The 23,844-nt window shown below is 39.5% G+C and carries 12 protein-coding genes and 1 pseudogene; 1 reads left to right on the top strand and 12 read right to left on the bottom strand.

Annotation, left to right across the window (positions count from 1 at the left end):
• Nucleotides 1-9: 9 nt before the first annotated feature.
• Genes pglZ through BK820_RS08065 form a run of 6 tightly spaced genes read right to left on the bottom strand, consistent with a single transcriptional unit; the run spans nucleotide 10 to nucleotide 12,045 of the window.
• Entirely contained in the window at nucleotides 10-2,634 is a 2,625-nt protein-coding gene (pglZ, locus tag BK820_RS08090) for a BREX-1 system phosphatase PglZ type A (RefSeq protein ID WP_071320616.1), read from the bottom strand.
• 43 nt (nucleotides 2,635-2,677) lie between these two features.
• A complete protein-coding gene (gene pglX, locus BK820_RS08085; RefSeq protein WP_071320615.1) occupies nucleotides 2,678-6,202 on the bottom strand; it encodes a BREX-1 system adenine-specific DNA-methyltransferase PglX in 3,525 nt (1,174 codons plus the stop codon).
• Nucleotides 6,203-6,248: 46 nt separating this feature from the next.
• On the bottom strand, nucleotides 6,249-9,923 hold the full coding sequence (gene brxC, locus BK820_RS08080) for a BREX system P-loop protein BrxC (protein ID WP_071320614.1): 3,675 nt from the start codon (nucleotides 9,921-9,923) through the stop codon (nucleotides 6,249-6,251).
• 41 nt (nucleotides 9,924-9,964) lie between these two features.
• A complete protein-coding gene (locus tag BK820_RS08075) occupies nucleotides 9,965-10,540 on the bottom strand; it encodes a DUF1788 domain-containing protein (protein ID WP_071320613.1) in 576 nt (191 codons plus the stop codon).
• 16 nt (nucleotides 10,541-10,556) lie between these two features.
• Nucleotides 10,557-11,168 (bottom strand): DUF1819 family protein, encoded by a 612-nt coding sequence (locus tag BK820_RS08070; RefSeq protein WP_005253591.1) that lies wholly within the window; start codon nucleotides 11,166-11,168, stop codon nucleotides 10,557-10,559.
• A gap of 10 nt (nucleotides 11,169-11,178) precedes the next feature.
• Complete coding sequence (locus BK820_RS08065) at nucleotides 11,179-12,045, bottom strand: BrxR family helix-turn-helix transcriptional regulator (protein WP_071320612.1); 867 nt, start codon at nucleotides 12,043-12,045, stop codon at nucleotides 11,179-11,181.
• A 208-nt stretch (nucleotides 12,046-12,253) separates the two neighbouring features.
• Here BK820_RS08065 and BK820_RS08060 point away from each other — a divergent pair, with 208 nt between their 5' ends.
• Nucleotides 12,254-12,583, top strand: a complete 330-nt coding sequence (locus BK820_RS08060; protein WP_000506885.1) for a DUF4236 domain-containing protein — start codon at nucleotides 12,254-12,256, stop codon at nucleotides 12,581-12,583.
• A 254-nt stretch (nucleotides 12,584-12,837) separates the two neighbouring features.
• Here BK820_RS08060 and BK820_RS08055 read toward each other — a convergent pair whose 3' ends face one another.
• The 6 genes and pseudogenes from BK820_RS08055 to BK820_RS08035 form a co-directional block, all read right to left on the bottom strand.
• Nucleotides 12,838-12,987: a hypothetical protein gene (locus tag BK820_RS08055; protein WP_225554346.1), complete on the bottom strand. Its 150-nt coding sequence runs from the start codon at nucleotides 12,985-12,987 to the stop codon at nucleotides 12,838-12,840.
• Nucleotides 12,988-13,262: 275 nt separating this feature from the next.
• Nucleotides 13,263-13,532: pseudogene (locus tag BK820_RS15100) on the bottom strand (HNH endonuclease signature motif containing protein); the annotation flags it as partial.
• A 26-nt stretch (nucleotides 13,533-13,558) separates the two neighbouring features.
• On the bottom strand, nucleotides 13,559-14,791 hold the full coding sequence (locus BK820_RS08050) for an ATP-binding protein (protein ID WP_071320611.1): 1,233 nt from the start codon (nucleotides 14,789-14,791) through the stop codon (nucleotides 13,559-13,561).
• A 535-nt stretch (nucleotides 14,792-15,326) separates the two neighbouring features.
• Nucleotides 15,327-16,982, bottom strand: a complete 1,656-nt coding sequence (locus tag BK820_RS08045) for an HNH endonuclease signature motif containing protein (protein ID WP_071320610.1) — start codon at nucleotides 16,980-16,982, stop codon at nucleotides 15,327-15,329.
• A gap of 1,330 nt (nucleotides 16,983-18,312) precedes the next feature.
• The gene (locus BK820_RS08040; RefSeq protein ID WP_071320609.1) at nucleotides 18,313-21,768 is read right to left on the bottom strand and encodes an integrase; all 3,456 of its coding nucleotides are present in this window, start codon (nucleotides 21,766-21,768) and stop codon (nucleotides 18,313-18,315) included.
• Nucleotides 21,761-23,844 (bottom strand): hypothetical protein (locus tag BK820_RS08035; protein WP_249449724.1); only part of this gene is annotated, 2,084 nt, incomplete at its 5' end. The genes BK820_RS08040 and BK820_RS08035, both read right to left, overlap by 8 nt.

The raw sequence follows: 23,844 nt of genomic DNA, 5'->3' as shown, positions 1-23,844 counted from the left end.
AATTCGTTATCAGAAGAAGTCATCGGTAAATGCCAAATCAATGGTGACCTTATAGCGTTGCATCTCGATATTCAGGTCTTTGTCCTTCAGTACCAGGAAGTAATCTTTCTTACGGTCAAAATCAGTGCCAGACAATGACAGTCTGACCTGTTTGACCCGATCGGCAACAGAATCGGTAGCGCTATCAAAAGTCAAAGTTTCTTCACTGGAAACTTTAAGATCCCCATCATAAATGGCAATGGATAAAGTCACTGGCATGACCAGCTCACTGACAGCTTCGGTTTGCATCAAATCAAACTTCTGGATGTTATTGACCATCTTCAGCGTGGATTTGGTAGAAATGACCTCAACTTTACGCTTGGTCCGCTGTCCAGCCTTTTCACCACGTAGCTGTTTTACCATCAGTACCGGCACCACAATTTCCTGAGGCATGATGCCGCCATGCACGAAACGTGAGCCTCCTACAAAATGGAAACGGTTCGCCCCTTTTGGAATCCAGAAATCAGTCGCAGATAGTGTGCCTGCCGTAGCTTGGGTTGAGCCTTTCCAGGCTTCCTTGCTCTCTGGTAAACCATGCCCAATCACATAGCGTTTTTTGCTCTTCAATGTATTGGCTGGTTTTTCAGTCAAGCTTGAACGATCCGCAGATTCCAGTTTACTTTGCTGGAACAAGAAGCCATGGTCGGCTGTAATCAACAGGGTAGAAATATTGAAGTGCATTAAAATTTTACGGCTGAGTTCAGTCAGCTCTTCAATAGCATGTTCCACCGCCATAAAGGTCTCAGATTCTGTCGAGGCACTGTCACCGCGTGCATCAATCACGTTGTGATAAACGTAAATCAGCTCATGGTCTTTCAGCGCTTCACGACCTTCATCACGTGACCAGCCTTTTACCGTTTCAGCGGTGACTGCCAGACCATTATAGGCCGCCAGAATTTTGGATCGTGCTGCAGTCCCTTTGCTGCACTGCCCATCTACTAAAACATCATCCCCTGCGGCCTCTTTGTACTCCAAAGTCTGATGCGGCAATAACGAGGCCATGCCAAGTGTGGTGTAACTTGGGACAACGCCCAGCTGTGAAGACAAGGTCGCTTCAGAATAACGCTTTTCATTAATACGATCACGCAGCTCTACCGCAGCTTCATAACGGAAAGCATCACTGATAATTACCACAATACGGCGTTTCGTTGCAGAATTGAGTAAGGGTCTGACGTGGGTATCGTAGAAGTTCTGCTGATTTGGGATATCTGCCACTTTCCAGACATTCAAGCGTTGCTCAGCTTCTACACGCTCGCCCCAGTTTCGTGCCAAGTGGTCAATAAACCAGTAGGAATAGCAATTTTCGACTTCTTCATCGAGTTTTTTCAAGATATCGACATGAGCGCGTTGAGAAGCAGCACTGTAGTGGCGATAGGCCATATCAAAGCGATACAACTCCTGCTCGTAGGCTTTATACAAGGCTTCACTGGAGTCGAAATAGAACCCAGAATCAAACTGCAGTCGCAGGCTGAACAGCTCAATCGCTGCCTGCAACGCTGTATAGACGGTACGGTATTTACGGCGGGTTGCATCGTCCTTATGTTTGGACGCCCAATAGCCATCCAGACGGGTAGAAATAACCGTTCTGAAATGTTCCAGTTCAGCTTTGGTTGCTGCAGGGATCTGGCTGGCCAAATCAACAATGATCTTTTGTTCAATCACTTCAAAGGTCATGACATCGAGCAGCTGCTCCAGATCAAAAGCCCCGACCTTTTCTTGGATCCGCAGTGCATTCGCCACGGTCTGGGAGAGTGTATCGAAGGTTGGGTAGTATTTGGAACTGTCTCTCCAGCGCGACAAAAAGACTCTAGCTGTTGCACGGGAGCTGACGGATGACATCACCAGTTCCTGAGCCCATAGCGGTATATCGCCCAGGCTTTCACAGAAACCTGTGCTCATCAAACGGATAAAGAACGTACCGAGCTTGAATGGTGCTTCCCCATTCAACTCTTCAACCGATGCTGGATAACCAATTTCCGCCTGTAATGCTGTGACTAAAGCTGGCACCAGTTGGAATTTTTCCAGTTCAGCAAAGGATTCTGGATTGACTTCCAGAGCCAGGTTCTGCTGTACCATTTCATCTGCCAGTGCCAGAACAATATGCATCAGCTCGGCACTGTCAGCCTTGACCACGGCCGCAATCATCGCCATATCCAGATCCTGTGCATCTGCATCAGGCTGGATATAGCGTTTCAATGTACTCAGACGGGCTTTGGCTTTAAGGAATTCTTCACGTTTGGCCAGATGTTCTCTTAGACTCTGCTGCTGTAAACCCAGCTCATTAAAAATAATCGAGAAACGATCGGCATAGAAGCTGCGTGAATACAGCTTGATGTCCAGTAACCAGTCTTTTTCAGTTTCAGGCTCAGGACTTGGAAAATACAGCAAGTATTTACCCTGCTGATCCTCAAGTTCCAGTTTAAGCTTAATCGCAAGGCTGGATTCTTCTGCCATATTCAGAATCTGGACATCCTTCAGTTTTAACGCCTTTACTTCTTCGCTAAAGGACTGTTCCGCATCGTACCAAAAGACTATTCGATGCTGTTCAATATAAAAGGCTTGTTCCAGGCCTTGCTGTAGTTGACTTAAGTTCATGCAACCACCTCTGCATGATCTAGTGTGGAAGAAAAGCTATTCATCACTTTTCCCCCGTCACTGCTTTGACTTCAGCCAACAAGTCCCCAAACTTGCCGTAGTTCACTTTCACCCCATCATCTAGATCCAGTGAAATACGCTGATCGGCATAGTGGCGCAGTTTTTCCTCAAAGCTACTCAGTTCAGCCTGTTGCTTATGCAGATTTTGTAGTTCTTTCTCTTTACGTTTAATTTCAGCAGCGGAATCACTGTTTTCGATTTCACTTTGCAAAGAATTCACCATAGCCGCCATTTTAGAAATCAATGGCATCACGTATTCGGTACGCATACGTGCCAAGGTGCTTTCGTTATAGCGGTGCAAGTACACCAATGCCTGGAAAGCCCCCTGTTTACCACTGCTGAATAACCAGTAGATCGGACGCTTTTTATAGGTCTGCATGTGGTCTTTATAGAACTTGCTGGCGAGGTAACGGCGAATGGTATCTTCAGCGGTTTCATTGGCTTTTTTATCCAAGCTTTCTGCCAGCCACTGCATATTGGTATCCAGTGTGTCTTTACCCCAAACAGCAGTTAGGAACTCTTGAATACGGCGCGTAGCATCATCTTCAAACCAGTGCATTTCGGTCAGTGGAATAATGCCGTCTGCATCGGCTGGGAATGTTTGATAACGGCTGGCATCGAAGTCTTGATTGCCTGCATGGGCATAGATCAAACCTGGTTCGTCCAAGCTATAACGTCCCATCATACAGCCAAGAGCATAAGAGACTAAACGCTGGCTGTCTTTTTCACGGTCAGCTCGAGTGAGAGTGATTTGCGCATCAGGCACGTCTGGGGTGAGTTCATCCTGTAAACCATAAGCGTCAATAAACAGCTTATTGTTTTCTTCTTCCAGACGTTTCATTTCAGCGACGGCGTCAGCATTTTGCTGTTGCCAGGTATTAAACACTTGTTCTAAATTAGGCTGTTGAATACCAATAATTGGGTTTTCAGTAAAATCCCATGATGTTTCATATGCATTCCAGTTATTTATTGAGATATTTATTAATTTTTTTACTAAACTGTTATTTTCGACCTCTGAAAAAGGCATATTTGAAAAATCACCAACACCAAAACTAATAGTAGGATTAATAATCTTACTTAGAATATTAAATACCTTAGAATTACACCACCCTAAAATTTTATAAATATCTGAACTATCATTTAGATAAGCACACATCCCTTTATTGTTTGGTATAAAACCCTGTGGATAGAATCTAAAGGAAATATCTGATGAAGTTATCTCAGACCAGCTAATAGCCTCTCTGTAATAGTAGCTTGTATTTTGAGGTCTAGATCGCTGTTTCCCTTTGTCATCAACAAAATTCTTTATTTCATATCCATCTTTTTCCCAATTAACTACAGCTTCATGATTTCCATACCATTTTTTAAAATCACCACCTTTATTATGTGGGAACCATTTTTTACATGAATTTTTTGCTTCTTGAATACTCTTTTTCTTGAAACCTATCATATCGATATTTATTTCATACCAATATCTCAAAAAACGATTGTTATCCGCTGTTGCTAATCCTTGTTTTACCTCTAAAATATCTGACATAGCAGGGTTATTCGTATAAATTTTTAGTAAATTTTTACCCACCCAATATGCAAGAGGACTACCCGAAATTTTCATAAAATCATCAGGCTTAGAATTAAAGAACCAACCACAATTTGGGTTTTGAATGGCTTCTAATGTTTTAGGCGCTTGGTTTTCATGACCTTTAAAATCAGACAGCTTAATATAACTACCGACATAATTTTGTACGTGTGCCTTTGATATTGTGTATGCACAAACAGGAATACATGCAGGTTCAAATGCATTATATTCAAGCTGAATTAATGACTTAATCGTATTCTGAGAAATCAGTTTTTTTCGTAACTCTTCATAAGAAGAAATAAACATCCAAACATAAGGTGTCACAAATGCTGTTTCACCTATTTCTTTTGCTAACTTTTGACAGCGTTCAATAAACATGGCAAACATATCTGACTTACTGTCGGGGAATTTCTTTTTAGCAAAATCTTTAAGTGCTGTATTCATACCTTTACCCCCCATATACGGCGGGTTAGCAATCACAGCATCATATTGTTTAGCCAGTAATTTAGCCTGTTGTACTAGAGGTAACAACTCTTGTGCCGACTGCTGACTAAAGATATCGCCTGACTCTGCTGCTGTATTCAGCTTGCTTTCTAAATCAGACAGTTTTTTAGCGAATGCCTCAGGGATTTGAATCAAAGAACCAAAGGTCGAAGAGTGTTCAAATAGGTCTAATAATTCTTTTAAATCGGTCTGAGCAATACCAGTACTTGCCAAGTCCTGACTGAATGCTTCTAAACGCTCAGGTTGGCTATCTTGCAACGCAATAATATTTAACTTTGGTGGATTACTAAATAAACGGCGGTCATCCTCACGCGCTTTCATCAATAGCGCAAAACTCGCCAATTGTGCGGCACGGGTATCAATATCAATGCCGTACAGGTTATTTTCCAGAATCAAACGTGGAATATCACGGCTACGGTAGCCACGTTCTAAATAAATCGCTTTGAGGCAATCATAGGCTTCCACCAAAATATGCCCCGAACCACAGGCCGGATCCAACACCGTAATACTTTCTGGGTTTAAGCTATCGCCATCTTCACTGATCCGCGCATCAATCAGCTGTTTTAGCTGTGCATTGACTTCATCGGTCTGTTCCGCTGGCTGAATATAGTATTCCCAACTACTCGCTAGCGTACTGTCCGGCTGTGCCATCATCCATAGACGACCAACACTGTTTTGCACCAAATACTTCACAATCCAGTTTGGGGTGAATAACTGTGTCGCTGCAGGAATGTCCTCACTCTTGACGACTTTACCAATCACCTGATCTTTCTTTTCAGAAATATAGAACTGATACAGCCAACCAATAATCTGCACATCCGACCAGTCTTCTTCCGGAATGCTGCTGACCAGATCACGGATCAACGAATCGGTTTTGGTCAGGTTATCCGGTAATAACAGTTCTGACTCATCAGAGACCTGCTCAAACAGTAATGGCATCACCTGATTCAACGCATGACATTGAGCCAGTAACAGCTCACGGTACAATTCTTCGTCTTTATTGCCATCTAGCTTTAACTCAGCCACACGGCTGGTATTTAAACCCGGTAACTCAATATCCAGACATTCTTCCAGAATCTGTGGCAAGCCGGCACTGCCATCGGCACTGCTCAGTACACGGCGGCCATGATCCAGCAACCCTTTGCATTCCATATAGCGAATGGCACAGAGACGATTAAACCAGCTGTAGGCAATATAATCGATGCTCTGCTCAAAACTGCTGGCTTGAATGCGTTTGATCAGCTTGTCACGAGATTTCATGACGGATAGCGGAAAAACCTGATCGCCAATCAGCAGCAAGTCACCTTTCTGTTCTGCCGGTAAAATGCGGTCTGCGGTGATGCCGTATTTGGCAGCCTGCTTGCGCATGGCTGCGATAAAATCATTCCGGGCTTGCGGTGCGTATTTTTTAATATTACTGGTATTCATGTTAAAACCTTTAATTAATGACTGATGCCGATATCCCTAACCCAAGTTAGCGAATACGCACACGCTTTTTATCACCCACAATTTTTTTCAATTCAGCTTTGAGTGCGTCTACAAACTGATCTACTGACTCTTCTGTTTCCAGATAGACACTACTTGAGCTTTTGCTGTAAATGCTGGCGACATCGACTTCGACAACAGGTTTCGGTGGCACTACGGCTGTCACAGGCTGTACCGGACTCGCAGCAGGTGCTGATGTAGCTGGGCTGGAGGTGGTTGCAGTGTTGGTTACACTCTCTGCTTTGCTCTGAGCCAGTTGTGCCGCTTTGGCCTGACGCTGGATTTCCGCCTCAACTTCGCTTTCCAACTCATACAAGGCTTCATCAAAACGCTCGACGGCGGTTTGGGTTTGCAGCATATAGATGGTGGACAGGCTAGTTTCCACTTCAATATCCGTTTTCAGCAGTTGTAGTGGGCGTAATAGCTTGTTACTCAGCTCAGCGCTAGCGATGCCACTGTTTTTAATCTCGGCTTCTAACTGCTTGATCTTGTCATCAATGTGTTCTATCGCCTGATTGCGCTTCTCAGTCAGCAATTGCTCATTGACGCTTTCCACTGTACGAACCAAATCAGCCACTTTATTTAACAGGCCGTAGGGAGATTCAGTGGTCGAAATACGATGTAATTCTGATAAGGCTTTTTTCGCCACCTCATCACTGCCCAATGCCTGTTTATTTTTCTCAAAATGACGTAGGGCCTGCTGCAGTTGCTGCCAGCTTGGCATCTGGTTACTGAAGAACTCATGAATATCACGATAATCTTCTTCCAGATCCAGATAGTCATCCTTGTTATCAACCACGGCCTTAAAGAAATCGAAGCTGTCGCTATTGGCCAGCAAGCGATCCAAGCTTAAGATAGACCGTTCAATGACTTTCTTGCCAGGGAATTGCCCGACATCGGTTTTGCTCTTATACGACTTAAAGTTGGCTAACCAGGTCTTAAAGTTTTGGGTATAGAACTCAAACAGCTCTTTTTCTGTCGATGGTCCCATTGCAGAGAACAAGTCTTGAGTCAGTTGACGCGCCTGTTTCAATATCTGATCATCAGTCTGACGCTTTTTAATGATGGCAACTTCACGGCGACGGCGGCTGTTCTGTAAAGGTTCCAGCGCATCTTTCAGCTGCAAGGTTCCCCCATTTAACTGCAGCGAAATTCGTCCCATCGCAGCCAATTGACCTGCCAGTAGTAAAATCTCGGCATCCGGCCAACCATAAGGACGTTTAGCAAAACGCTCGACCACGTCAGACACCAGAATACGTTCTGTACCGGTTGCACGCAGCGAAATATACTGTTCCACTTCCTGTAGGGCTTTCGGATTGGTCTGCCCACCATCTAGGGATAATCCCAGCTGTGCCATATCATCTACAGTCAATACGGCGTTCAGTTCACGCCAGGCATCCTGCTGATAGACCTGCAGATAGCTCAGTTTGGTATAGGTGTTTTCCAGCAGATAACGACACGCCTCATCCAGCTTGCTGGAAGGGCTAGAAGATGAAAGCTGCAGATGTTGACCCAAGGCATAACTTTCCGCGTCCAGCAGCATTTCCTCGACCCGGGCACGCAGACGTTTTTTACGTTCCTGGTTCTCACGGCCACGGTCTGTCAGAATACGGGTGATATCGGACTGGGTGCCATCATCATTTAAACGAATGAATTTATTGGTTTTCAGCCAAGTTCTGAGCTCATTAAAGAATTGCTTGTCATCACCGAGTTTAAACAGCACCTGTCCTTCAGCACTTTTACCAATACAAAAGGCTTCGCTGTAAAGGTTGTATTCAGTATCTAAAGGAGAAATGATTTCAACTTTCAAATCACTCTCATACTTGCCATCCAGGCTATGACCATCCAGAAAACGACCCACCACATAGTCCATTTTATTGGCCTGATGGCGGTACTTGTTCTGATCCCGGAGCAAATCTTTAAAAATGAGATTGGCTAACTCTTTATTTTCTTCTGAAGCAGCTAAGTCAGTGGCTTTAATTTTTCGGGTGATATCGCGTTCTTCATTGGTCAGGAACAGGAACTCATCGCCATTGCGGGTAATCAGGCTTTCCTTTTCCAGACGCAGCAGGCTTTCTTCAATCCGCTTGCGTAATGCCAGCTTGTCTTCGTCAATTTTCTCAATCGACAAGGTCACCAGATTATCCAGTGTGCCTTTAATGATATCGACATAGCGGATCATGAACAGGGTACGCAGCATCTGTACATCAAAACCATCCAGAGTCTTATTCTCACCGGCCTGGTCGATAGTACGTTTAACCGCTGTATCCAGGAATCCTTCTACTGAGCTGTAGAATCGGTGGAATGGAACCAAAGCCCCCACCTCATCCGTTCCAATGGCTTTAGCGGCCATCTGGAACGCATCCAGCATAGATCGCTCACCATAGGCCAGATGTGCACCGGTCGCACCGACTTTACGGATTTCTTCAAAAACTTTCTGCACCAGTTGAAAATGATACGGCGCAAAAGGATAGTTATGAATAAAACTGTCTGGCCCCTCATAGTTCTTGAGGGTTGGGCCTGAACGGTCAAAGGTAATCTGATTTTTTAAGATATCGCCCTTTTGCTCAAACACCGATCTGAGCAATGCTTCTGCTTCTGGGGTTTTGCGTAATAAACGTTTCTGGATGACTTCATCTGTATTGGAACTGGACAGTGATAAACGGGTTTTAAAACGCCCAGCAATCTTGGAGAAGTCATTGGCTTTGGAAGAAGACATCTCACCTAAAACAGCATCGATGTCTGCCTGTGAGGTGACGATAATCCAAGCGCGGCCTTTACAGATCGTACCCAGGTTTTCAGTAATGGTTTGCAGTGTCAGCATCAAGCGGGTATCACTGCCAATAAACTGCCCCACCTCATCGACCAAGAACAACATGCGTTGCTGGGGTCCTTTGCTGTCTAGGTATTCTTTCACCCACTGACAGAAGTTTTCAACCGAAACACTAAAGGTCTGCTCAGAATCCTCAAACCATTTATGCGCAGCTTCAGCAGATAAGTTGAGGGCTTGGGAAATCGCGGTTTCGACATCATCCTGATAGAACTGATAGCCGTCACGCTCCTCTAGCCAGGACATGCCGCTGGATTCCTCAAACGCCTGTTTAAAGCGCTCATACACCCCTTTCTGGCTCAGGTGACGTTCCATATGGGCAATATGTGGATGGTCAGCACTAAAACCCTGATACTCGTTAAACACGCGTAAAAACACATTCAGAATCGGATTGCCGTCATCATTGGAGCTGGCTTTACTGTCGATGTTAAATAGGATGACATCGGCATGATGGCTAACGGCCTTGCCAATATCTGCACGGATAAACGCATCACGGATTTTGCTTTCATCAAAGAATTCTGCAGCACTGCGTTCGTTACCTTCCGCGTCACGTGCCACTTTATTGGCCAGAATATACGACAAGGTTTTCAGGAAATGTGATTTACCTGAACCAAAGAAGCCTGAAATCCACACACCGACTCGGTTGGCAATGGAAGGATCGCTTAGATCTGTGCCATAAGACTGGAAAAAGTCACGAAAATGCTTTTCCAGCTCATTGGTGACCACGTATTCATCGAGTTCCTGATATACCGTGGTATTGTCATTCTGATCTGCCTTGACCACCCCGTTAATCGCACGATCTAATGGCTTGTAAAAAAGTTCTTTAATGTTCATCTCAATCCATTCCCCCGAATTCTTATTTCTATTTGCCGTGTTTAAGGCACTAATCTGAATGCTCTGTAGTAATTGTTGCTTGGAATTTTTCCAAATAAACTCATCGCTTGACCGTCGTAATAGCCTGGGTAAAACAGCACCACTGGCTTATGCCCCAGTAACGAATGCAAACTATTCAATAAGTGATGGGCACGTAACAGTGGCCAAACCGTCCCTACCCCAGTCATCAACACAATATCTTGCGCATTGGTGGCATATTTACTCACCAGATAAGGCGCGAACTTATCCATATGCAGTGGACCCTTTAAGGCTTTGAGCAGCGCTTCATCGCCTTTGGCTTTTTGCATTTGAATGGCTTTATCGATGAAGTTACGCTCATCCAGATAATCCACCACTGCTTGCAGCAGGTTGATATTCACCACCTTCAGCTGACTGTGTTTTTTCTCCAGCATCCCTTCCAGAAAATGAATATATTCGCGGACTTTCAGCTCATCTTCAGGCGCATAATCAAAAATCCAGAATCCAATTTCATTGCCTAGCCCCTGACCGGTTAAAAACTCGGTTGAAAGAATTCGCTCTGGAATCTGATTCAGACGCTCATGTATTGCTTGACTCATTGCTGCCCCTCTACAACTAACGCGTCCATACCGACACTTCCATAGATCTTTTAATGCGTTGTTTATAATGTTCTTCCAACAGGCTACGCAGCTCTGCTCTGACGATCACGCGCTGCAACTCCAGCTTACGGGTACTTTTTAAGTAACCGGCTTCTGCCAACATGCGAAAGACCACCTGCCCCATTTTTTTCTTGCTGGACTCTTTCCAATCACAGATATCCGGATCACGTTGTGAGCGTTCATCCAAAAAATCTGACCAGATATAACTGTCCAAGTGTTGCGCCTGAGAGATATAGGCATCCCTCATCACCGTTTCCATAAACTCAAGCAGCAACAGGTTGCGTTCCAGTGCGCCACAAAAAGCCACCTGGGTCGCCAGCTCATCATCCCCATCACGCAAAGCTTTCCAGAAATCAGGCTCTAAGCGCTCAAGACGCTTACGAATGGCAGTGGCGTTACGTTGGGCTGAAGCAGGCGTTCTTTTTTGCAGAATATTGTCAATCTGAATTGCCTGATGCCATTGTTCTGGAATCGCTTCTCGTAATAACAGATCCGCGATCAGCCGGCTTTCACGCACCATCAGGGAGCCACCAATCAGGTCACTGTCATAATGAAATTGTTCTAACATGGCCAATCTCCTATGAGGCCTGATCAAACAGGTAAGACGACAGCTTTTCGATATCTGAGCGTTGTAGTACCAAGGGATATTTCAAGGCATCATCCGCCTCAGCCAGCGTGATCGCGGCCTGATATCGCTGCAAGGTATAGTGAGCCAGGGCTTTTTTCACCGGAATCTGTAATCTGCCATCAGGCATGCCGAAGTCTTTTTCGACCAGCGCTTGTTGTGATGAGTTCAATTTTGGATTAGGGATCAGCGTCAGTACAATTTCTTCATGCCATTGCTGATCCTGAGCAGGGTCTACTGACTCAATCGCCACCACAACAGGTGTGCGATCAATTCTGGAGAGTAAAAAGTCCTTAAACTGCTTGCTCTGATGGCAATAGGCACGGACATGCCAGCGAAAACCGGTATACACCAGGGTGTGTGGGGAAATGATGCGTTCATGCCACTGCGGATTCTGCATCGAGGCATAAATCATTTTTAAAGTACTTTGGTTGCGGCAGGCACGCAAAACTTCCCGAATCACTTCAGGACGTACACTGCGATCAGGTAATTGAACTGCTGCAAGATTCGGTTCTGGTGTCGCAATCAGGGTATGCGATTCACTAACCAAACCTGACAGCATATTGAGATATTCATTGATATGTACGGTAGTCAGCACCGGTTGAAACGTGGCTTTAGGCACATAGCCTTTTACGGAGGGATCATGGACCAAGGCATCTGGGTTATACAGCGTATTGTAACGCTTGATATCCGCAGAAGCCTGCTGTCGACTGAGCCCAAACCAGCTCATTAAACGATTGGTAACCAAACGACCTTCCCAGTAAGCAAGCAGCTCGATCGCTCGCATTCGTAGCAGGACTTCATGCTTATCTGTCGTCATATACCAATCAGTCAATAAATAGCAGCTTTAAGATTACCCTACAGCAAATATACAGTAAACATTTTTGACGGTATTTAAAGGTAGTATTGCAATCACCAGATAAAAAATATACTAGTATCCTGATGATAGCCGTCAAAGTACGATCTCTAGCAGATCATGGATCCTAGTATAGCGCGTGAATTGAGCTAAGTTTTAGAATGAGAGCAATATGGGTTTTAGATTTCGTAAAAGTATTAAATTATTCCCGGGTTTTAAAATTAATCTGACCCATAAAGGCATCAGCAGTGCCAGCATTGGCAAACCTGGTGCTTCTCTAAATATTGGGAAAAAAGGTACGCGAACCAGTGTCGGTATTCCAGGTACGGGACTATCTTACTCTAAACACCAGCCTTACTCTAAAAAGACCCGTGTTCCACAACCGACATCGCTAGAACACACGGAATATAATCCTCAGAATTTAGAACAACCGAAGACAAAGATCTGGCCTTGGATTATTTTTGGAATATTGTGTTTTATGGTGGGTGCCGTCATTTTTTAGCAAGAACAGCATTGTATTTTAATCAAAAAAAATGCCCAGATGGATGAATGGGCAAACTAAGGAATTAATATCCTTCAGAAACTCCAGCGCAATTCTCGCTACTACTCTATATTTAAATCAGCGACTGTGGCTCACAGTATATTGATGATCGCACAGCTTAAAAGTAAGTTTTGTTGTAGTTTTAATGAATTGCGGTTTTTTAAAGGAGCTTTTTTATAGCTTCATTATTTTGTGTGTTTTTTTAATTATTCAGACTATTCTAAATAGTCAGTACGTAATAGTATCACCTGTTGATCTTGGTATTGGCGATGAATGGTTAAATCCATTTTAGCAATTGTTTGTGAGGTTAAATCTGACGGCTCACGTACTAATAAGCCTTGTAATGTTGTTAGTAAACTTTTCATTTTGCAATCCCCTATTTGATTTAAATCAATCACATGAATAGTACTATTTTGTAACATCAATATTTCAATACGATGAATCAAAGTGATATTAAAAGGACTGCCCCCTGTATATATAGAAATCAGTCCTTAAAAACGGCTTAATCAACGATCCAACTTTATAGAATCGGATCGTTTAGGCGTTATGTTCAGGTTAAGAACAAGAGTATTGACTAACCATGACTTGCAAGGCTGGTTAGGGTAAATCAGCCAGACCAAAGCCATATCTTGCTGACAAATTAGTACAAAAGCTCGTCAAACAAATCCGCTCTAGTCTCCTCTAAGCTGATATCTGATTTTCTTCTATTACAGAGCAGATGAACCAGCAGACCATTTTCTAGCACACCTTGCCCACCTGCGGCTTTGGTAATCCTATGATCCGATTCAGTAGAATCGAGATAGATTAATCCATCACAAATGGGGCAAAAGTTATGATTACCCACTAGAAAATTATGCTTAAGCAAATTTTTGGTTAATGCTGAAAAGGCCTTGGGCTTTGATCGAGAAATTAGATTGTCGATGCCTACACTCCACTTTATTTATTTTCAGACAGCAACCAATCAAGAGCGTTCATTTTTACAATACCATTATAATTCGCTTCAGTCCCTATGGTGTCTAAGGTAAGTAAATACTTGGGATATGAATCAGAAATTTTCTGTAATGGACGTAACTCTCGGCTGAGTGTCTCCTCATTGAGCGTTTCTAATGCCACCTGATAATAAGTTAAATTCTGTAAAGTATCGACAGCAACAAAATCAATTTCATATTCATCAACCCGCCCTACATAGACCGTATAACCTCGTCTGACAAGCTCAAGATAAATCACATTTTCTAAGATATGACCTTGATCAGCATTAGCATCAGGCAACATAATCCGGCGCAATCCGACATCAACTAAATAGTATTTTTCAGAGGATTGTAATAACTCACGCCCGCGTACTTTAAATTGTGCGGCACTATAAAATAACAAACTGTCCTGTAAGCCCTGAATATAGCGTTTCACTGTTTCAAATGAAATCTTAACCCCACTTGAAACAAAGGTATTTTTAATTTTATTGATGGAAATAGGTGAGCCTGTCACGCTTGCCAAATATCTTGCGACACGCTCGAGAGAATTAATATCGGCAGTATTCAAACGGGGAATAACATCTTTAAACATTACACTGGCATAGACCGCTTGCAAGTAATCATAAGTTTCCTGCTGGCTAGTCATGGCAAGCGTATAAGGGAAACTACTGCGCGTATACATGGCATACAAATCACGATTGGATAATTGTTGGATGATCGGATTATTTTCAATATGCCACTGTTTAAATTCTTGGAATGACAGAGGTAGAACGTGTTGCTCGATATAGCGTCCTGTAAGTAAAGTCGCAAGTTCTCCACTTAGAAAGAATGCATTTGAGCCTGTAATATATAAATCGATATAATCCCGAACATATAAAGAATCGACTACTTTCTCAAAATTTGTAACATGTTGTATTTCATCTAAAAAAACATAGTTTTTTTTGCTTTTATCAACTTTAGACAGTACATAATCATGTAGTTTACGGTAATCGGTGAGTTCTTCAAATTCCATAAATTCGAAATTGATAGCAATGATGTTTTCGGCTTGTACACCCTGTGCTTTTAGGTCTTGTTGAAACATCGCCAATAAGGTGGATTTTCCAGAGCGACGCACACCTGAAAGTACTTTAATGACATCACGGTCTTGCCATGTATTCAGAAATTTTAAGTAGCCATCACGTCGAATATTAGCGCTTCTCATTATTTACACTTAGAATCTAAAGTTTTAATAAATTCTATCAAATTTTAGAACACATATGTAAATATATTTAATTTTAGAAAAAGTTTAAAGGTTAAGTGAAACATTCAAAGCTACTGTAGAAGCATGTAAACAGCAGATCTGATCAAAATCCAAATTCTGTCTTTTTGATTATTTTCCATGTTATGTTATTTCATTGATGCTACGAGTTAACTGCTATATAAATTAAGTGAAAAGTAAATGGAACTAAGATGTTAACTAGAGTGGAACTCATTTTTATTGTGCTAATGGTATCAGCCTTATTGCGTATGAATTGCTAAAAGGTTTATTTTAAAGTCACCTATACATGTTTTTGATCAAAAAAAATGCCCATAGGGGGAATCTATAGGCAAAACTAAGGACCTTGACGGTCATTCAGAAACTACAGCTAGTTTCTGGTTGTGATTCTAAAGTGAATTAAAAACAACCACATTGGCTGAATATATCAAAAGTTAAATCATTGATAAATTTTAGAAAATTAATTTACCCCCTCTGCTGCTCAATACAGTAATTCACCAAACAAATCCGCTCTAATCTCTTCCAGACTCAGATCTGATTTCATTCTATTACAGATGGGATGAACCAGCAGACCATTCTCTAGAACGCCTTGCCCACCTACGGCTTTGGCAATCCTATGATCCGATTCAGTAGAATCAAGATAGATCAATCCATCACAAATGAGGCAAAAGTTATGATTACCCACCACAAAATTGTGCTTAAGCAGACTCTTGGTTAATGCCGAAAAGGCCTTTGGCTTTGACCGAGAAATTGGACTAATCGACTCCACATATCCCACCACATTCTTGACTACTGCATCATCATAACCACCCAAAAACCTTTCGATATAGAACTCGTTAAAGTTTATGTACTTGAAGGCCTTAGACATGGACAGAATAAAGGTATTCAGGCATTTCTCATCATCAAAATCAACATCCATTTCCAAGCTTAAGCAAATAAAGGCTTTATAGACAATTTGTAGCCGATCATAGCCCTTGATACCACTGCCGAACTTGCCGACCGTTTCGGTGGTCGCCACGGGGAAATTGGCGATCAAGAACTCAATACTACGGCGTACCCGGGTGAAGTCCTTGAAACTAATCGTTCGATGATGAATCTGCATGCGGCTTTCATGAATTTCATACACAATTGAAAACCATGCAAGAAAAGAAGTAATCTGAAAACGCTGATCCTTATAAAAATATAAGTATGGATGTAAGCCCAAACTCGGAACCCCAGCATTTTTTACAGGCGTCGCTATTCTGCAAAGAATGGTCAACAGATGCGACATTAGGTTTTCAACGCGCTCCCCCTGATTCAGACTCATAATATTATGAATCTGATCACCCGCAATGATATTCATCAGCTCATTGACCAAGCCAATTTTTTTGCCATGACTCATTTCATTGTCTAATAAAATGGTCGAAAAAAGTAGCTGGTGGATCCTCTCCCCTAACTCAATCAACTCATTTAAACGTGTATATTGGAGCTCTTCTAGGTTAGATTTATTGTCATTGATATAACAACAGGCATAGATCGCATAATACGCGTCACTACCGCGATTTCTTAGGTGATATTCCTCATATTTATCTAAACGTTTAGTATCTGAGTTAATCGATTGAAATACCCGTCGCGCATCTTCCGGAGTCCCCAGTACCTGCCTGAAACTGATTTTAATATCTTCTAACTTCGACTTTTTTTCTGCAAATTCAGCATCAGTGCAAATTCTTTGAAAATCAGCGAGATCTCCTAAATAATTGCGGAGGTAACGAATATCTTGTTTTTGTGGATCATTGAAATTAGGTGCTTGATTGACTTGCTCATCCGCAAAATATCTATTAATCCACGCATAGATACAGGAAAGACGATGTGCTCCATCAATAATGTAAATATTGCCGTGTATATCTTTCCAATACAAAATGCATAAATTGATGTTTTGATCTTCTGTGCAATCCTCAATAAAGTTTGCAATTTCTTGCACGCTCCAACATTCCGTAGAACGCTGGTTATCCGCCTTAAATAAACATTTGATGATTGGATGCTTTTCAAAATCAGTCAGTGCAACTTCAAAATTGTCACGCTGCATTGAAGGTGACATTTCTTCTGGCAACATGACTTTACGCTGAATAATATTGGTCAATAGTCGTGTAGAACCCATTTCTTATTTCTCCAGGCAACACTTTCCTACTTTCACTCAAGTACGAAATTTGAAAGTGTAAATAGTTCGATTTGGTTAAAGCGATGAATTAAATGACCGTCAATATTCAGTCAGCGCTAACAAAAGAGACCTAAGAGAAATGGGGGGATTAGATAATAAAATCTTCATGTTTAGTACCTGTAGTTTAGAGTTAACTATCTACAACCATCTTTTCCACGAGATGGAGGTAGACCAAACAGGGGTGGAAATACCGCACTACAGAAGACGGCCAGTCATAGACTGCCCTGCCTGGCCTACCATAATGGCAAACTAAGCATAATAAGCACAAAAAACCGCTAAAGCGGTTTTAATGCTTCTGTAGTAATTTTCAGGTTTCCACGCCCGATTACAGATTTTGCTGTAACGTAATTATCATATGGGTATCTTTTTCTTTGGTCAAACCAAATTAGAATTTTTTATTCATTTTTTAGTGATATTTTAAAATTGAATGCTGGCTTAATTTTTTCAAAATTTTAGCCGAAAAATCCCTGTATTTTACCTACATACAAGGATGCGTGTTTAGCTCAAAATCTATGCTGCATACTTATAGAAGGTTTACCTAAGCTAATTAATTTATCTTCTCCATTTTTTGGTATCTCATTAAAATCTAAAAATAATCATATTGGTGGACTCCCAAGCCTTTGCTTTGTAAAACAGCAGTTTTAAAAAGCAAAGGCTTGGGCTATTTTTCTGAAATATATTTGCTTAGGCTATTTAAAATTAGCTTATAAAATCAAACCAAAAACACAACCCATTTTTCTATGCTGTATTTAATATTATAAATCTAGCAAAATTAATTTTTTTATTTATAAAAATAAAAACTAATTTCCCTATTTTACATAATAAAACAAATGAATTTATAGGGTAAATAATTTATACTAACTCCCTAGTCTATAAAATTTACCTTATATATAATTTTATATTTTATAGATTAAATTTAAAAAATAATATCCGAATAAATTTACAATAATAATAAAAAAATACAATTAAATTTAATCTTATTTTCTCCTGCGAGTCATACAAAATCTTTTTGTTTATTGAGTATTTTTTTTGATAATCTCTCATCTAGCCTATCCAGGCTATTCTCAAGAAAAAAATTATCAAAAATCAACCTCACAGAGTGCACACCTCGCGCTTAGTGTCCCTTTTTTTGACCAAAAAAAAAGAGGAACCTTACATAAATAATGAAAAAATAATCAAACATGAATTACCTAAAGTTATATACCGATGTTTTTTATATATTTTTTTAATATAAAAAAACTGTAGCCCCCTACTTCTCCGGTAAAACATTTTAGACCATTTTCTTTTGACCCAGGGAAGGTACTCCAAGGCATTTCATCTTAAAAAAGATACTTTGTAGTACAATTTTTTGTATCAGATGATGCTTTGAATCTGCTTTTTTATTACTAATTTTATAATATTTTATTTTAACTTCAGTCCCTATTTTTTTATCAAAATCACTTGAACTTGATTTTTCTATATCTAAGTAGGATTCTACGTCCGAATATATTTTGGTAATAAACTCTACAAATGAATCGTACAATTTTAAATCTTTTTGACAGACTGCTTCAAAAACTAAAACTGATCGATCATTTTTCAATGAAATTTTATTTTCCAAAATATAATAAAAATTTTTAATTTCTTTTTGGGTAATTTCTTTGTCAATTATGAATGGATGGCATATTCCATATAAATACGACCAATTAATCATTCGCTCCCAATTTAAATCCATTTCTTGCAGATCACGCTCCTCACTTCTAGCTATTTCTTTATCTTTATAAATATAAAATTGTCTACTAATTGACTTTATTAAGTTAACAAGCTGGTCTTCAGGATTTATGATCCGGTCATTTGCTTTCCATTCCTGATATGATTCTAGAAATCTTTTTGGATATAAAAAACTCATTTGTTTTTTTTCAATTTCATCTTTTTTTAAGAATTGCTTTGGATCATTATGTTTTTCAAAAACCTTTAAAAAAAACTTAGATTTTTGAAGAATGTTAAAAGCTGATTCATCCTCAGATATCTTTAAGGATTTAAATTGAGCATTAATAATTTTGCTATTTTTTAGTAATGCACCAATCAATTCAGGCTGATATTCACGTTTTGCTGTATAAAACATGTCTGCAATTAAAATATTAAGATGATGTATATAGCTACTTGCGGTCACGTTAAAGTCTTCATGCCCCATTAGATGTGCTAAACGTTGCCATACATCTGCGCTATGTAATGATGCATGATCGATATTTTGCAATATATGCTTTTTAAGCCTACCTACAAACCTAGAGTCATAGTCAGTAAAACTACAGATAAGCTGGTGGCTGCCTTTCAATAAAATTGCTAAGTGTGATGCAGCACTATGCCTAAATGCGTGAAATGTATATGAATGATCACTTGTCCCTAATACCAGATTAAACAAGCTCCTAGTGATTTTTGATAATTGTTGATTTTCAAAGGTGAAGAGTAATGTATTCTGTACTTGTAATTCCGCTTCGCTCAAAGAAGCAGCTAAATATTTTTTATAAAAATCACAGAACTCTTTAAATTCATTTGGATTTAAAAAATAGGATAAATCAAACTGACGATTTGCATTTTCGTTTTTAACATTACGGTGAGAGTTGGAATGAATTTTTAAAACCAGATTTTCAATATCTGAATTGGATGATTCATTTGAAGTCGTATCTTTAGGATCTGACTTTGCTTCGTAATATAAACGATTATTTTTAAGATGACTTCGAAGCTGTGCAGAGTCAAAATCATTGAGACGGATGCCTGTCACTTCATCAATACGCAAACCTAGTCTAAATGCGAGTCGATAGACCCATTGCAATGCAACTATGTCATTCCCTGAAATGCCTAAAATGTGTGGATAATTTTTCACAATTTTCATCATTAATTCAAACATCTGCGGACTAATGGTCCGTGTTTTTAAAAATTTCCCGCTGTCTCTCTGATGTTCATACAAGTACGCTACTACTGGTGCATCATGCTTGTTGACCAAATACTGATGAAATGTTTTTAACCTCGCGAAAGAATAGCCAGAGGTGTCGTGCTTTTTATTATCATTTTTCTCAGCGATTGTTTCCTGCTTTTCCTGATCTTTCATTGATTTTTCTAAAATAAGGTACTCATACATTTCTTCAAATTGTTCTTCGATGGCATTATTCAAATTTATTTGGTATTCTAAAATGTAAATTAAAAAGTCAGAAACGAAGCTGTGATAATAACGTTTTATCGATGCCACCTGAAGTGATGCTTTACCAGAGCCAGAATTGTAACCTAGCTCATACTTTAACCATTGGCATATCCGTAAATGTGCGATTGCCACCACATAATCAATATATTCCCCCTCTCCAGCTTCATAGGAACGTATATCGCCCTCTGATTTATTAATACTTGCGTTCAAAGCTTCATTAAACTTGGCTAGTGTCAACTCTTTACCATCTTCACTAAATGATAAAAGCAATGATTTTATATCATTACGTTTACCCATCCGTTTATCATTATAAACTTTAACGTTCTGACCACTAGTAGAAACAGAAAGCTCCACAGTGTGATGAGTATTTTCAATTCTTTCTTGAATCGTTTTCCAGGTATCAAGCTGATGATAAATAGCTATATGCTGTTCATATATCAAAGGCGTAGTGATAATTTTGTTATTAAGTACACTTGTACTCAATAGATCTAAATTTGGAATCTCCTGCCAAAGAACATAATCAATATGCTTGAAAGCAGAAAAACGACGTCGCCCAAACTCTTTGATAAATTGATGATCAGGAACAACATCTTTAAAATGTGCTTTTAGCCGCTTATAAAGTAAATCTTCCCGCTTAACTTTTTGATCTTGATCATCGTGTGTTTGCTGCCAAATACTAAGAGGCGATGTAAACTGTAATGCATAACCTTGGTTACCATGAAGATGCTCTCGGATACGCAAATAACAAAGCATTGAGATTGCGTTAAAATATATTTGCTGTGTTTGCCATAATTCCACATCTCCTTGGCTATCATAACGGTAGAAATTGCCATATTTTTGAGATGATAGAGTGTATGAGAAAACGTAGGCATGATTCTTTGAACCAGAGTAAATTGGCAGTAGTCCACTGTCTAGATTCATTTCAAAAATTGCATCATGAATTGCAATAAGCCGTTCAGGATGAATACATCCTTGATCGAAAATTAATGATATACATAGACATTCAAATAATATGTTTACTAAGTTTTGCTGAGCTTCAACTGTAGATTGTAAACTTATATTTTGAGTCTTTTTATTAAGAGAATAGCTCCACTTTTCATAAAATTTTTCTTTAAAATCAGCAAGAATAGCTCCATTACACAACTTGTCCTCTGTTAAAGTATTATCGCGGCGCGGTAATGTTGCTATTTTCCAATCTGGTAATTTAATATCGTAAATTTTTGCATGATCTGGATTTTTTTTTTGCCACTCCTGATACTCTTGTTCACAAATAATTTTAAAGTGTTTAAAACACTCCTTGAGGTAAGAGCGGAAATATTTTTTGAGCTGGGAATGCTCACAAACTTTTATTAAAACTTGCTGATAGTTTGTAAATTTATCAGCAATTCGTTGATCAAGAAGTTTAAAATCAATCTCGACACCATTCACCTTTTTCTGAGTATATTTATGATCAATCAGCTCAGAAATTTGATTAAAAATTGCTTTTGTTTCTGTTTCAATCGCATTTTGTAATTGCTCTAGAATCTCTTGATTTAGTTCTTTGTTAATCACGCGATTTTTCCTGGGTAAACAAGTCTAGCTCCAAAATTTCTAATTTTTTCAGTAACGCTTCAACCTGTTGTTGAATTTCTGTTTTGTAATGAAAAGGACTTAAGGATGAAGTATGGCCAAACCCCATGGCAATACCATCATGTGCATAAAGGGTATTATGAATATCACTGCTGAGTTCAAGATGGTTTTTGCTAAAATGCCTTGGCCAGTTTTTATAAATCTGAACTGTTTCTTTCAAGTAATGCGTCACAAAAGCTGCTGACATTGGTGCCAAAGTAAGATTGTCTGCTATTTCTATAAAGTCAACGCTATGCTTTTTGGAAGTCAGTTGAGGATGGATAAGAATACACAGCATGAATTCATTTTTTTTCCACTGCTCCTGCAGATATTTCATGCCTAATGCAGTGATTGTCTTATCTATATACTCTCTGTATGCATCAAAATGCTTTTGCCAATAACCTACTACAGGCACTAAACGACCTTCTTGTCGTGAACCAATTTTTTTGTCATGAATATAGATAAATTTTGATTTTGAATCATAATTTTTGATCAAACCTGGCATACCCATCGTGGGTCGTACAGTGAGGCAAATTAAAGACAGATGCCACATCCAAATGCTATAAGCATTTAATTTCTCAATCCGATTGGCTTCATCATTCGTTAAAGTAGTCTGTACATAAGCATAAAGATTTTTAAAAAATTGAGTTGCTGCTTTGATAGTCCAGCAACGCTGACTACCTATACGTTGTTCTCGGTCAAAGATATAACCCGGATGCTGCTCTTTTTTCCATAGATCACCTTTTTTTCGGTTTATTAAACAATCAATGTATCTTTTAAAATGTCTATTTATCTCTTCAATATTACGCCCTTCATAGGACCAATTAACCACATGATTCGTATCGTGATTTGCCATTAAGTGTGCTACGAGATCATCACCTGTCTGCATATTCAGATGGAAATATATTTGCTTTTCTAAAATTCCACATGAAATCTTGTCCAAATTATACGGTTTGAAAAGCTGCCTTAAAAAACGATTGTATTCAGGAACAGATAGTTCTTGAATAACATTTTTTTTTAATTGAATAATCCAAGCACTAGGAATATGCCATTTATAAGTGGATGCTCTGTTATAGCGCTGTAATTTATCACTCATAATGCCCGAATGATTTACATTCAACTTTGGATCAATCACCCAATAATAAGATACTTCGATTACTTCGATTACTTCGATTACTTCGATTACTTCGATTACTTCGATTACTTCGATTACTTCGATTACTTCTGTTTCTTCTGCTACTTTTGTTTTTTTTATTCTTTTTACTTTTGTTTTTTCTAATATTTTTCCTTTTTCAATCAAATTATTAATATCTTTAAAGATAGTAGGACTCAGACCAGTCAGCAGTGACATCATGCCACATAATGCCAAAGAAGATTGATCATAAAAGATTGTACTATTTTCTTTGAGCATTTTATCCTGATAACAATCGTGCAATACGTTGTATACCTGATGTAATAAACTGGGTGCTAGATAAAGTGGATTACTTACAAATGGGACTTCACGTCTCTGAATAATTTTTTTGAGCTTTTCATCGGATATCATAGAACTTGCACGCTTACTGATATCATCATGTGTAGGATCAAGAATAGTTGCTGATTTTTCATCTATCTCGACTTCTGTGTCATCATTTTCTATATGAATAGGAGATGGCCCTGAGTGGTTTGTTACATCAATCTCCTTTTTTATTCTTTTTATCAAATCCTTGATACTAAGTTTCTTCGATGAATTTAATTCCCTGTTGTTAAGCTCATTACAGACAATACAAAATTGCTCAATGTAACGGTCTAAATCTAATGAGATGGAGTGCTTTTGCATCTCTTTACCAGTTAAAAATTCTTTAAAATTGCTGGTGTTAAATTCATCGATTTTTTTAATTTCATTGGTAATTTTGTCACATGGTATTTTTTTTTCCCCACGGTCTTTAAATTGGTTCTGCAGTAACAGTTTTAATGCATAACATAGTTGATTAAATTTCTTATGTACTCTTTCATCATCTACTGATATGTGCTGAATTAGCA

Origin of the sequence: Acinetobacter sp. LCT-H3, assembly GCF_001866125.1 — a bacterium.
Lineage (GTDB): Bacteria > Pseudomonadota > Gammaproteobacteria > Pseudomonadales > Moraxellaceae > Acinetobacter > Acinetobacter schindleri.
The sequence above is the reverse complement of the archived record's forward strand: the minus strand, read 5'-3'. Positions and strand labels throughout refer to the sequence as shown.

Coding starts and splice junctions, on each gene's coding strand:
- pglX (WP_071320615.1), bottom strand. CDS start 6,202: ATGAATACCAGTAATATTAAAAAATACGCACCGCAAGCCCGGAATGAT.
- BK820_RS08070 (WP_005253591.1), bottom strand. CDS start 11,168: ATGTTAGAACAATTTCATTATGACAGTGACCTGATTGGTGGCTCCCTG.
- BK820_RS08060 (WP_000506885.1), top strand. CDS start 12,254: ATGGGTTTTAGATTTCGTAAAAGTATTAAATTATTCCCGGGTTTTAAA.
- BK820_RS08045 (WP_071320610.1), bottom strand. CDS start 16,982: ATGGGTTCTACACGACTATTGACCAATATTATTCAGCGTAAAGTCATG.
- BK820_RS08075 (WP_071320613.1), bottom strand. CDS start 10,540: ATGAGTCAAGCAATACATGAGCGTCTGAATCAGATTCCAGAGCGAATT.
- BK820_RS08065 (WP_071320612.1), bottom strand. CDS start 12,045: ATGACGACAGATAAGCATGAAGTCCTGCTACGAATGCGAGCGATCGAG.
- brxC (WP_071320614.1), bottom strand. CDS start 9,923: ATGAACATTAAAGAACTTTTTTACAAGCCATTAGATCGTGCGATTAAC.
- BK820_RS08050 (WP_071320611.1), bottom strand. CDS start 14,791: ATGAGAAGCGCTAATATTCGACGTGATGGCTACTTAAAATTTCTGAAT.
- pglZ (WP_071320616.1), bottom strand. CDS start 2,634: ATGAACTTAAGTCAACTACAGCAAGGCCTGGAACAAGCCTTTTATATT.
- BK820_RS08055 (WP_225554346.1), bottom strand. CDS start 12,987: ATGAAAAGTTTACTAACAACATTACAAGGCTTATTAGTACGTGAGCCG.